Origin of the sequence: Dyella acidiphila (genome assembly GCF_014863405.1) — a bacterium.
GTDB classification, from domain to species: Bacteria; Pseudomonadota; Gammaproteobacteria; order Xanthomonadales; family Rhodanobacteraceae; genus Dyella_B; species Dyella_B acidiphila.
In genome coordinates, this window is sequence record NZ_JACZZA010000008.1 from 81,001 (window position 1) to 93,570 (window position 12,570).

Consider the following 12,570-nt stretch of genomic DNA (forward strand, 5'->3'; position numbering starts at 1 on the left):
GAGAACAAGACATGAGGAGAGACATGTCGAAGCATCCAGTAAGCCTGTTTATCGCAAGGCCGCTCGAGTCACGCACGCCGGAGGTGCAGTCATGAACCGGCAGACCATCGGCGAGCTGATTTCCGAGGCAGTTGCCGTATTCATCATCATCGCCTTCGGCGATTCGGTAGCCTGCATGTACGTGCTGTACGACCCCAGTCCCTATGTCAACGCCTATTGGGGCGTGTGCATCGCGTGGGGCCTGGCGGTGACGATCGCCATCTATGTGACCGGTTCGGTATCCGGCACGCATGCCAATCCGGCGGTGACCTTGGCCTTGGCGTTGTTCCGCGGTTTTCCATGGAAGAAGGTGATTCCTTACTCCGTGGCGCAGGTGATCGGCGGCTTTATCGGCGCGGCAGTCGTATACCTGCTGTTTGCGCCGGTGATCGATCACTACAACCAGACCCATCAGCTCACGCGTGCCATGGGCGGTGCCGCAGGCGTGTTCTTCACGCATCCGGGGCTGGCCATCACGCCGATGCATGCGCTGCTGGACCAGATCGTGCTGACCGCCTTCTTGCTGTTCGGCATCTTCGCGATCACCGAGCAGTACAACGAGATGGCGCCCGGCGCGAATTCCGGTGCGTTGATCATCGGTTTCCTGGTGGCCACCATCGGCGCGTCGATGGGATATCTGGAAGCCTGGGCGATCAATCCGGCACGCGATTTCGGTCCGCGCTTGTTCGCGTATTTTGCTGGCTGGGGTTCGTCGGCGTTGCCGGCACCGGACAACTACTGGTGGATTCCCATCGTCGGTCCGCTGATCGGCGGTGCTGTCGGCGGTGCGGCTTATCAGTGGCTGATCTATCCCTTCCTGCCGGCACGCCAGCGGGCGCTGCTGAGCCAGGGCGTCAATCCCGGCGAACGCGCCGCGATCGATCCTTCGCACTGAACATATCGATGATGCGGGCTGCGCCCATGGCCGGCCCGCGATTGCTTGCATAGGAGTCGTTTCATGGATAAGTCATACATCCTGGCCATCGACCAGGGCACGACCAGCTCGCGCGCCATCCTGTTCGACCGCGAGGGCGGTATCGCCGGCGTCGCGCAGCGCGAATTCGGGCAGATCTTTCCGCAGCCGGGCTGGGTCGAGCACAACCCGCGCGAAATCATGACCAGCGTACTCACCACCATCACCGAAGTGATGAACAACGCCCAGGTGGATGCGCGCAAGATCGCTGGCATCGGCATCACCAACCAGCGCGAAACCGCGGTGGTGTGGGATAAGGCCACCGGCCAGCCGGTATACAACGCCATCGTGTGGCAATCGCGCCAGACGCGCGAGATCTGCGATGAGCTGATCGCCGCCGGCCACGACAAGATGGTACGCAGCAAGACCGGCCTGCTGATCGATGCCTACTTCTCCGGCACCAAGGTGAAATGGATACTCGATCGCGTCGAGGGCGCACGCGAACGCGCCAAGCGCGGTGAACTGCTGTTCGGCACCATCGACAGCTGGCTGATCTGGAACCTCACCGGCGGCAAGGTGCACGTTACCGACTACACCAATGCCTCGCGCACCCTGATGTACAACATCCACGAGCTGCGCTGGGACGACGACTTGCTGCAGATGCTCGACGTACCCAAGGCGATGCTGCCGGAAGTGCGTTCGTGCAGCGAAATCTATGGCCATACCCTGGGCAAGCATTTCTTCGGCCACGAAGTGCCGATTGCCGGTATTGCCGGCGACCAGCAGGCCGCCTTGTTCGGGCAGGCCTGTTTCGAGCCCGGCATGGCCAAAAACACCTATGGCACCGGCTGCTTCATGCTGATGAATACCGGTGACAAAGCCGTGGCCTCGCACAACGGTCTGCTTACCACCATCGCCTGGGGCGTGGACGGCAAAGTGGAATACGCGCTGGAAGGCGCGATCTTCGTGGCCGGTTCGGTGATCCAGTGGCTGCGCGATGGTCTGCGCATGCTCGGCAAATCCAGCGATTCGCAGGAATACGCCGAACGCGCCGGCACCAATGAAGGCGTGTACATGGTGCCGGCCTTTGTCGGCCTCGGTGCGCCGTACTGGCGCAGCGACGTGCGCGGCGCCGTGTTCGGGCTCACGCGCGGTACCACCAAGGAGCATTTCGTTCGCGCCGCGGTGGAATCGATGGCCTACCAGACGCGCGACGTGCTGTCGGCGATGGAAAACGATGCCGGACTGAAACTGAAGGAGCTGCGCGCCGACGGCGGCGCGATCGCCAACGGCTTCCTCGCCCAGTTCCAGAGCGACATTCTCAATGTGCCGGTATTGCGGCCCAAGGTGGCGGAAACCACCGCGCTCGGCGCGGCCTATCTCGCCGGCCTGGCGACCGGCTTCTGGCCGAATCGCGCGGACATCGCCAAACATTGGGCGATCGATCATCGCTTCGAGCCCGACATGCCTGAAGCGCGCCGCGAAGAACTCTACGCCGGCTGGAAGCAGGCGGTGGAAGCCACCATGGCTTTCAAGATCTGAAAAGCTTTCGCTAAATCAGCGCGCCATTCACATGGATCGAAACCTGTCAAAGAACCTCACCGTCATCCCGGCGAAAGCCGGGATCCAGCGCCTGTTTCACTTCGAAGTCACTGGATCCCGGCTTTCGCCGGGATGACGAGCAAAAAGAACGTCTGGATATTGCAAGGTCCGGGGCGCAATCGCTTGAGCTGGTCATAAACATCGACGCTCCTGCGCTACCCGGCCATCCCATCAACCGCTGACCCGATAACGCACACGGGCGGGCATCCACATGCCCGCAGGGGGCCTGCATTGCCTATCGCCAGCACCGTGCCGTTGTACTGCCGTACCAGGAGAATCAGCATGCGCCAGCAAATCATTGCCCTGATCGCGATGGCCGGATGCGTTACCGCCGCCAGCGCCCAAGCCGCCGACAGCGACCAGGATTACGCCCACACCACCCTGACCGGCGATTGGGGCGGAGCACGCCAGCGCCTGTACGACCAGGGCGTCGATCTGGGTGTGGACTACCTCGGCGAATTCGCCCACAACACCAGCGGCGGTACGCGCCAGACCGACGCCTACGCCGACCAGATCCACATCCACGCCGCCTTCGATTTCCAGAAACTGTGGGGCTGGACTGGCGGCTCGCTGCATGTAGACATCAACGACCGCAACGGCAGCCAGATCGACGCCAAGGCACACCTGGGTACCTTGCTGGAATCGCAGGAAATCTACGGCGGCGGCAATGTCACGCGGCTGACGCGCTTCTATCTGGAACAGGTGCTGTGGAACGGCCTGGTCGATGTGAAATTCGGCCGCATGGATATCGGCGTGGATTTCTTCCCGTTCGCCTGCAATTTCCAGAACCTTGGCTTCTGCGGCGCGCTGCCCGGCTGGATCTCCAAGGGCGTGGACGCGTGGCCGCTGGCGCAGACCGGCGGCGTGATCGCACTCAATCCTTCGGCGGCCTGGACGATCAAGTTCGGCGGCTTCGAGGTCAATCCGAACAATGCCTCCACGTCGCAGGGCCTGAAGCTGAGCACGTCCGGCCCCAATACCGGCACGCTGATGCTGGCGCAGCTGGATTGGCATACCGCGTTGTCCGGCCAGGGCGGACAGCCGCTGGCCGGCACCTGGAGTGTCGGCGGCTGGCGCAATACCGCGCGCTACAACGATGCGTTCCTCAGCGTTGACGGCATCGAAGACGTGCTGGGCGGCAATACGCCGCTGATGCAAAGCAGCGTGTCGGGCAGCTACTTCATGGGCCAGCAGGACGTTTTCCATAACGGCAGCGGCGGCGGTCTGAGCGTGTTCGGCAATGTCGTCCAGGCCGACCCGCATACCGACCTGATCGACCAGATGATCGATATCGGCCTGCTCTACAAAGGCCCGTTCGCCTCGCGGCCGGACGATCGCCTGGGCTTTGCGATCGGGCGCAACCGGGTCAGCACCGAGGTGGCCAATGCCGAACGCCTGGTTAACGCCGCCGGCCTCGGCCCGCTGCCGGTGCAGCAGGGCTATGAATACGTCACCGAGCTCAACTACCAGTTCCAGCTCTGGCACGGCCTGGCGCTGATGCCCAACGTGCAGTACATCCGCCATCCGGGCGGCAGCAGCGCCAACCGCGATGCCACCGTGCTGGGCCTGCGGGTGGTGGCCAAGTTCTAGCTACCCCCGGGCTAGGCCCCCGCCGCCGGGCATGTATCATGGCTATCCTGCTTCGGGCGGGCTGCCGCCGCTGGCGCGTCGCATGAGACGCCGGCACGGCAGGATGGGCTCCTGGCGCCCAGCTCTAACGCCTTTATCCAGATTCAGTTTTGAGGTCATCCATGGCACGCGGCATCAATAAAGTCATCCTCGTCGGCAACCTCGGCGCCGATCCCGAAGTCCGCTACACCGGCAGCGGCACCGCGATCGCCAGCCTCAGCATCGCCACCTCCGAGCAATGGACCGACAAGCAGAGCGGCCAGAAGCAGGAGCGCACCGAATGGCACCGCGTGAAGCTGTTCGGCCGCCTGGCGGAAATCGCCGGCGAATACCTCAAGAAAGGCCGCCAGGTCTACATCGAAGGTTCGCTGCGTACCGATAAATACACCGGCAAGGACGGCGTGGAACGCTACTCCACCGACATCATCGCCAGCGATCTGCAGATGCTTGGCGGCGGTAACGAAGGCGGCGGCATGGGTGGTGGCGGTGGTGGCGGCTACCAGCGCGCGCAGGGTGGCGGCGGTGCGCCGCGGCGTGGCGGCGACGATTTCGGCGGTGGCGGTGGCGGCAATGCGCCGCAGCGCCAGCCCGCTCCGGCGCAGGAGAGCGGTCCTGCGTTCAACAACAATTTCGATGACGACGATATTCCGTTCTAAAAAAACACCAGAGATCAAATTGGTGGATTTTTAAAATAAACCCCTGATGCGTCGGGGGTTTATTTTTGTCAAAACATGCTTGTCCACGCCTGAAAACGAGTGATAGCTTCGTTTCCGTAGCACCTTGGCGTTTGCTGCATTTCAGTAGGGTAGCCGAGTCGCTGGCGACTGCACTACGCAAGGACCACCCAGGGGAAAGCTGGTCAAGGCAACCGTCTCGCCATCCGTGCAAGTCCAGCGGATCACGACCTGTGCGGACTACTTCGCGTATCACGCCGATATGGCCATTCCGCGAAGTCCATCCGGAGAACCTGCCGAAGGCTCTCCGGAACAAGCCTCATATCATCCGCTCCGGATCTTTGATGTAAGTCCCGGAGAACTCCACCCGAATGCCAGCGATATCCGCTTTCAGCTTCCGCAGATCCAAGGTTTTGCCATCGCCCGCAGCTACCTTCGGCGTAGACAGAATCCAATCGGCATACAGCGTGGGCTCGCTATAAGACGTGCGGAACTCATCGGCGATGGCCGCGCGCACATGCACGGCAGCACCGGGCTGATCCGCGGGTAAGCCAGCTACGTCGTAGCGGAAAGTCAGATCTAGCGGTGCGCCGTGAAAATGGAAAACTTTGTATTCCTGGCCCGCTAGGCGCCGATCGTCGTATTCACCGGCGGTACGTGCCGTGAACTCGATTTCCCCGCGCGCAGGACGTTTCCCGGCAACCCACTCCACCCAGATATGGACTTCCTTGACCCGCACGCGGCTGGTGCGGCCCCAGCCCGACAATGGGCCGTCTGCGGGTGTAAGGCGCACGCCGATCTTCTGTCCATCGAGCAGTGCATCGCGTTGCGCAGCCGACAATGCATAAGCGGCGTGTTGGTATTCCTGTGGCGCCGGCTTGAATTTCTCCAGCGCGCGCGCCTGCATCTGCTTGAGATCGGCAATACCCTTGAGTTCGCCGGCCAGGTCGGCAATGCCGCGATAGTCGTCGCGGACGATCACCGTGTCGTCCAGCGCCCAGTAACGCCATGCGGCATCGTACTGGTACAGCACGACGAGCAACGCGCGTTGCACGTTTCGGTAGTTGCCCCAGAGCACCGCCATGGCTTGGACTGACAGCATCTGCTGATGCTTCAAATCGGAGATTTCGCGTATGACGGCATCGCGTTGCCGCACGGCGATTTCGCGTTGCAGCTTGTTGCGAGCAAGCTCCTGGATCAACGGCGGCAGGGCTGCCTGCGCCGTGGTCAGGGCGCGGCCGTAGATCACCAGGATCTTCAGCTCTTTCAGGTATTCCTCCGCACCATTGATGCCTTCCTTGATGGCAGGTGCGAGCTGCGTTTCCACCTCCAGCCAAAGTTGATCCCACTGAGCCGCGGCTGACGGTGCGCCCTTGGCGTCGTCGGACAGGGTTTCTTTGCTGATGGCAGCCAAGTCGCTGGCAAACTTGCCTGCGTCGGCAATCTTGTCCGCTGCCGCCACGATGGCCAGACACAACTTTACGATCTTCTGGATATTCTGACCCAGCTTGACCAGGGTCTTCATGATCTCGGCCAGCTTGGCGGCGGTCTTGGCCACGTCCGCCGCCGCTTTCGCTGCACCGGCGGCGCCACTGGCGTTGCCGCCGAACATCGAGCCTATGCTTGAGACGAAGGTGAATACCGCGCCGACGATGGACCAGGCCGCTTCGGCTTCCTTGGCGGCTTTCCATGCATCCAGACCGTCCTTGAAGGCTTGCTCGGCGCGACGCACATTGGCGTTCTGCGGTTCGATCGCGTTCTGGGCACGAGTGACGCTTTCGGTGGCCAGGCGAAGGTTTTCGGCTAACTGCGTGGCGACCAATTGTTGAAAGGCGCCGGCATCGTCTTTCTCCCCCAGTACCAGCCGCGCCGCCTGTTTGCGCGTGTCCAGATCGAGCGTGCGATCGGCCATGCGCGTGTAGCTGTTGGCGTAGACCTGTAGCGCCGGCACGTGCTCTTTGGCCAGGTCGCCATAGAAGGATGCGCTCAGGTAAGGCACCTGGTCGGTAGCCAGTCGCACCGGCTGCAGCAGCTCGTGTACGCTGGCGCTCGTCAGGGCGAGCGGTTGCCAATCTGTGTTATCCGGCGTAAGGCCCAAGAGTTCGGTCATGTTCCGATACTGATCGGGGGGTATGGCGCTTTTGCCCTGTATCGGCAGCAACAAGGCGAGCATCTCGCGCAGGCGCCCGCACAGTTCCATGCCCAATTCCCCCTTGCCCTGTGCGCCCAGTTCTTGCGCAGCCAGCAGCATGCGATCCGCCAGCGATTTGCAGGTGCGCATCGGCATCAAGGTGAGGTCGATGGGAAGGGCTTCGAACGGCATCAGTACGGTGTCGTGGAGCGTCACGTGTTCGTATGCCAGTTTGGTCACCTGCGGTGTCAACGGATCGGTGAGGTAACCCGACTGGCTAAGCGCATGCCGAACACCCGCCGCGTCTTCGAAGTTAAACCACGTCGTCGCTTGCGGTTTGCAGTTGGCAGGTTCGATTTCCCGGACGTAGGCGCCGAGTAATGTATACATCCCCGTCCTTACACGGAAATGCAGCGTACCGTTGGTCTCCAGACGCCGGGCGATGATGACCAGGCCTTCGAAGTCCCCTAAATCGATCATGCCGTCATGCCGAGCATCCACGGTATCTGCGAATACCACGAGCCTCGCAAATTGCCTCTTCACCTGGCGGAGGGCATCCACCAGTTTCACATGGACCCCGATGACTACCTCCCAGAATCCGCCATGATGGATAACGCGCGGAAGAGGCCCGTCCGGGCCGGCCTGGTCGAGGATGGCGTCCCAGTCGGGCGCGGCGGTTGTGCCGGGACCCGCCGCCGATGCGGTCGGCGGAGTCGAGGAAATCGTGCTCATGTTTGTTGCCCCTGAGTGATCTTGCGCCAGACGATGGCTATGGCTATGGCTGTGCCGACCGGACCGACAATGTGTCGGGAGGAAGGATGCGGCGATCGCCGTATCCTTCCTTGACGACAAGGTCGCTGCCGTCGACTACGGCGACGGGGCGTTGTCGGCCTCTACGCGGAACTCCTTGATATTGATCACGGTGCCGTTGACCGGGTTGTCGCCGTCCACGCGGACAAACGAGATGGTGAGCTTGTCCAGCTTCTCCGGCTTGATCTGCTGCAGGGCGTCGGTGGCCGGGAACGACAGTTGTACCTGCCCGCCACCGTGCTCGGCGTGATGCTGCAGGCCGGCGATCTCGAAGGGCCCCAGCGTGCCGAGCAGGTAGTCGCTTTCGCCGTGCTCGGTGTTGGCGCGCTCGGGCAGGTCGATAAAGACCTTGTAGTAGTAGCCGCCGCTCTGGCCGAGTTCGGTCAGCGATACACCGTTGAGCACCACGCGTACGGTGGCGGGATTCGCGTTCGCGGCCTGACTGGATGCCTTCAGCAGGGTGCGCAGGTGCGGCTGTTGCTGCACGGATACCGGCACTTCCACGCTCACCGACTTCTGGTCGAGCGACAGCTGCTCGCCGCCACCCAGGGTCTGTGCGCCCAGCAGCTTCGGCGCCAGTGCCTTGAGTTTGATCAGTGGCGGCCGTGCCGGCGCCACCGCCGGGGGAATTCTGTTGGGCATGTTCTCGTTCTCGTACTGATAACCCAGGCCGACGGTCGAGATGGTCACGTTGCGCGGCATGGTTACGCCTGGCGCATAGTTGAAGATACCCGACCAGTACGACGAGGACGGCGCAGGCATGGTGCGGCCGCCGCCGGCCTTGACCCAGGCTGCCCACAGACGATCGATATTGGCGTGATGTACCCAGAAAATCGGGTCCTGCGGCGACTGCAGATTCGCCATGACGCCGCCGATGATGTTGTGCACGGCATTGTGCGGCCGGCTCTCGACCGAGGGCTCGAAGGCGTTGCCCATGCCCTGCGGAAAGTTGATCACGTTGTTGGCGAACGGGTCGAGGCTGAGCGACGCGTGCACGTTGTTGTTGCGCCGGCCGGCGATGTACAGCGGCGAGGACGTATCGAGAAATTCGTTCGGCATCTTGGGGTCGGTGTAGTAGTCCCAGTACGGCACAATCAGAGCGTTGTTACGCGAAATCTCGCGCAACTTCTGCTCGAACAAGTGCAGGTAGCCGCGATGCCAGGCCAGGAAGTAGGCGATGCCGTGCGGGCAGAAGTTCTGGTGCACGTTGGCCCAATAGAACCAGCTGTTGGGATCGCTGGCATTGGTATTGGCGCGCATTTTGCGGATGGTCTCGACGTACACCGAGTACAGCGGTCCGCTGCGAAACACGCTCCAACTGGGGCGCGTGACCGTCGCTGCCGCCGCCGCGGCCCGTGGCTCGTCGGCGAACGCGATATCAGGTAACAGCGGGATCATTGCGACGGTCAATGACGACTTCAAAAAGCGCCTTCTGGAATTCATTGGGGCTCTCCTTATGGGGCGAACAAGAGCGATCCCGCGCATGGCCGGGGCCGCCGATCGTGTTCCGATATCAATGGCTACGCAGGGCCATGTGGTGAGTCAGGGCTACTTGGTAAACAGCGGGATCAGCGCGCTAAAAATGTGGCTGACATCGGTGTTGGCAGGCTCGCCTTCCTTCTGCTTGTTGGTGTGGCAGGAAAAGCAGTTCGCGCCGTTGCGTTGGCTGTCGACGCCCTGGTCGTACGTCTCCATGGTCGTATTGTTGAGACGGTTGGTGCCGACTTGGTTGTCGCGCCGCACCGCCTTCCCGTTGGTGGTCCACGTCGCGCCAGTCATGATGTAGTTAGCCCGTACGTCACCCTTGGCAATCTGGGTGAGTACGCTGCTGTCGGCCGAAATGACCTCGGTATTTTTGAACGCGGAGTCCGTATCATCCGAAGCGGTACCCCAAGCCTTCAAGAGCATGGTGTCGCTGGGCGAAATGGTCTGGTCCTTGGTCGCCGTGATATTGGGCGAATCCGCGTAACTGGCCTTCTGCACGTTGTAGTTCGTCGCGTTCGGCGATGCGAACGCCCAGGTGCCGGCCCGCCCCTGCGGCACCGTGGAAATTTGGCCCTGGTCATTGGTGTAGGTGTAACTGGACCTCGGCGTATTGTTGGTGTGTTCGAAGGTGGCCCAGATCATTTCCGGGTGTCCCGCGACGCTGCCGACCACGTGCATGCCTACCATGGCCAGCGTCACCTTATTGCTACGCCCGGTAGGGATCCACAGCAGCGGATTGCTCCGGTCGTAGTCGGGCACCGTGGTCGTCACGGTAATGAAGTCGCTTGGATTCAATCCCAGTGCCGGCAGGCCGGCGATATCAATCCACGAAGTCTTCAGTTCGACCGCCATTGCAACGCGGTCCGGCAAGCTGGAGCCCTTCGTCGCCGCATAGCGAATAACCGGGTCGAGCTCCTGTTGCGTGGTGGGGAAGAAGTAATTTTTTTCCTCCGGACCGCGGTCGCCAAAGGTCCCATTGAGGCTGCCGGTCTGGAAGAACGCGTACACGTCATTCACCATCGTGGCGTAGTACACCAGCGATTCATTCCGCGCCAGAAGCACGCCCGACAGACGTCCCGCCTGGCCCTGGGTCGGATCAATGGTGTTGCCATTGCTGTCGACGAACACCACCTTGCCGTGCGCCTCGAAAGCCTGCACGAAGTTCTTCGTTTGCTCCGGGGTGACCGTGACCAGCTCTGGGGCGACACGCAGGGCCAGCGTGGTATCGAGCGCCGGCGCTTTCGGCTGAACGATCTGTTTGTTTGCCGTATCGAAAAACGCGGGCCTTTCGCCGGGCTTGGCTTCGATGCGATTGACTTCGACCATTTTGCCGGCCGCATTGCGCATCAGCGAATTGCCATCCAGGGCTTGCAGGGCGGGCAGCACCTCGAACAGGTGCCCTTCCTTGTCCATCACGAGTTGCAGGTCGTGCGGGCCGGTCTGAGCGTTACGCACCTTCAACAGAGGGAGCGGGGCTTCAGGCGTGTTTCGCGAGTAAGTGCGGTGCCTCGTCGCATCTTCTCCGGAGACGTTATAGAAAATCGGCGACGTGAATACGAGGCCGTTCGATCCGGAATTTCCCGAGGCAGGCGAGGTAAGCCATAGGAACATCTGCTCGCCCCAATGATAGAAATCGCAGTCACTATTCTGGAGGGGAAACCGGATGCCGTCGGCTGGATTGATCGCGCCATTCAAGCTTGGCTTGCCGTCTACGAACCAGCTGGCAAATGTGCTCGGAGAAACCGCGCAATAGGTTCTCGCATTCGATGGCACCACGGTTTGCGCGGAGGCGAATCCAAGAGGTGCCAGCGCCAATATAGCGGCGCCAAAGCATTTGAAAGTCGCACTATGTTCCCGTTTTGCTGCGGCTAGCTTTCTCATTGCTCTCTAATCCTGTGGAAAGTAAGGAAAAGTCGATAAAGCTGCCCTTGGTGAGAGCGGCTCACTGAAAATCAGTCAATGCGGATTTCGGTTTTTCACAGGCGACGACGTGCACCGACGTGCGCTTGCCTGGTCAGAAATCCGAGGCGAGCGGCCGTAGATCGCGCCATTTCATTGGCGCAATATCGTTAGAAATATAAGTTCGCGGATAACGCACATTGATGGTTATCAAATGCGCGAAAGCATTACCCGCTTTCCCCCAATTCCCCCTTGCTGGCCGAGATAAAACAATGAGCATCGTGAAAGTGACGTGATAAAACCTGTCGCGCCATGGATCATTGCTTTCATACTCGTATGCAACCGTATTTTCTTCTGAGTTTTCCTATTTAAATTTAAGCGCGCATGGATAAAAAACGCGGCGACAACCCATGCAGTCGAATTAATTTATTAATAAAAAAACGGACCGGGTTCCGTGTGACGGCGATGGGCGAGCGCCCATCGCCAGGTATCGTGCAGATGGCGCGCTACGCTGTCTGTAGAACAAAGATGCTACACGCACCGTTGCCTGGCGCGTTGCAAGTAGAAAGAGGCCGCCCGACCATTGCCAGAGAACAAATGGGTGGATTTTTAAAATAAACCCCCGAAGCGTCGGGGGTTTATTTTTGCCAAAACGTGTTTTTCGCTTTAAGGCTGGGTGATAACTTCGTTTCCATAGCACCCTTGCGTTTGGTGCATGTCGTCCTCGGTGGTGGGTGCTGGCCGGATCAGCCCCCAATCAGGGGAGGGGTGCGCAAGGGACGAGCCAAGCAACTACGATAGTGCCCGCGCGTGGAATTCGTCGCAGAAATCCCTGAGCCGAAGCATCAGCCAGCGCGAGTCTGCGAGTCCGTACGAGCACGTTCCGGTGTTTACGACTTTGTCCAGGAAAATGATGTCGAACTGGACCTCGCCAGGGATCCGTGCGGGGGAAAACCGAAGGTTTCCGCCCGGGGGGAAGCTCTTTCCATCCATCGCGAACATCACAACACCAAGCGAGCTCACGCCGTCCCCCGTGAGCTCAATACGCGCCTGATTACGGTAATTGTAGACCTCGCGGAATTGCTCCAGTAGTCGTCGCAACAGGCTGTCACATAGCGTCTGCCATGAATATGCCGATTGAGACCGGAGCGTCGGTTCTGCGGGTGCCTTCTGGATGGCTGAGTCGAATTCCTGCATGAATTGCTCGATGGATAAATCATCAGTCGTGGCCATTCGATTCCCTCTGTGGTTGGTTTGCGGAAATGTAAGTTGTTTCTAGACCGTATTGGCGAGCTTCGTCGTCGGCTTGCTCTCTTTCAGTGAAGTGCCAGGAAGACCGTCGGCGTCGGCGTCGGCATCTACATCGATATCAGAGGAGCACGTATCGA

9 protein-coding genes are annotated in these 12,570 nt (G+C 60.7%); 5 read left to right on the forward strand and 4 right to left on the reverse strand.

Features of this window, described 5'->3' with window-relative positions; genetic code table 11:
• The first annotated feature begins 91 nt into the window (after window positions 1-91).
• The 4 genes from IGX34_RS13475 to ssb all read left to right on the forward strand — a co-directional run bounded on the left by IGX34_RS13475 (window position 92) and on the right by ssb (window position 4,839).
• Window positions 92-934 (forward strand): MIP/aquaporin family protein, encoded by an 843-nt coding sequence (locus IGX34_RS13475; protein ID WP_192556246.1) that lies wholly within the window; start codon window positions 92-94, stop codon window positions 932-934.
• A gap of 63 nt (window positions 935-997) precedes the next feature.
• Window positions 998-2,494 (forward strand): glycerol kinase GlpK, encoded by a 1,497-nt coding sequence (gene glpK / locus IGX34_RS13480; RefSeq protein WP_192556247.1) that lies wholly within the window; start codon window positions 998-1,000, stop codon window positions 2,492-2,494.
• Between the two features lie 342 nt (window positions 2,495-2,836).
• The gene (locus tag IGX34_RS13485; RefSeq protein WP_192556248.1) at window positions 2,837-4,144 is read left to right on the forward strand and encodes a carbohydrate porin; all 1,308 of its coding nucleotides are present in this window, start codon (window positions 2,837-2,839) and stop codon (window positions 4,142-4,144) included.
• A 161-nt stretch (window positions 4,145-4,305) separates the two neighbouring features.
• Window positions 4,306-4,839 (forward strand): single-stranded DNA-binding protein, encoded by a 534-nt coding sequence (ssb, locus tag IGX34_RS13490; protein WP_192556249.1) that lies wholly within the window; start codon window positions 4,306-4,308, stop codon window positions 4,837-4,839.
• Window positions 4,840-5,176: 337 nt separating this feature from the next.
• On the opposite strand, the gene IGX34_RS13495 is transcribed toward ssb, so the two are convergent.
• From IGX34_RS13495 to IGX34_RS13505, 3 genes are all read right to left on the reverse strand, one after another.
• A complete protein-coding gene (locus IGX34_RS13495; RefSeq protein ID WP_192556250.1) occupies window positions 5,177-7,720 on the reverse strand; it encodes a hypothetical protein in 2,544 nt (847 codons plus the stop codon).
• Window positions 7,721-7,855: 135 nt separating this feature from the next.
• Window positions 7,856-9,241, reverse strand: a complete 1,386-nt coding sequence (locus IGX34_RS13500) for a tyrosinase family protein (protein ID WP_192556251.1) — start codon at window positions 9,239-9,241, stop codon at window positions 7,856-7,858.
• A gap of 105 nt (window positions 9,242-9,346) precedes the next feature.
• Entirely contained in the window at window positions 9,347-11,164 is a 1,818-nt protein-coding gene (locus IGX34_RS13505; protein ID WP_192556252.1) for a hypothetical protein, read from the reverse strand.
• Between the two features lie 402 nt (window positions 11,165-11,566).
• Here IGX34_RS13505 and IGX34_RS13510 point away from each other — a divergent pair, with 402 nt between their 5' ends.
• Entirely contained in the window at window positions 11,567-11,800 is a 234-nt protein-coding gene (locus IGX34_RS13510) for a hypothetical protein (RefSeq protein ID WP_192556253.1), read from the forward strand.
• Window positions 11,801-11,974: 174 nt separating this feature from the next.
• Here IGX34_RS13510 and IGX34_RS13515 read toward each other — a convergent pair whose 3' ends face one another.
• Complete coding sequence (locus IGX34_RS13515) at window positions 11,975-12,415, reverse strand: hypothetical protein (RefSeq protein WP_192556254.1); 441 nt, start codon at window positions 12,413-12,415, stop codon at window positions 11,975-11,977.
• Between the last annotated feature and the right edge of the window lie 155 nt (window positions 12,416-12,570).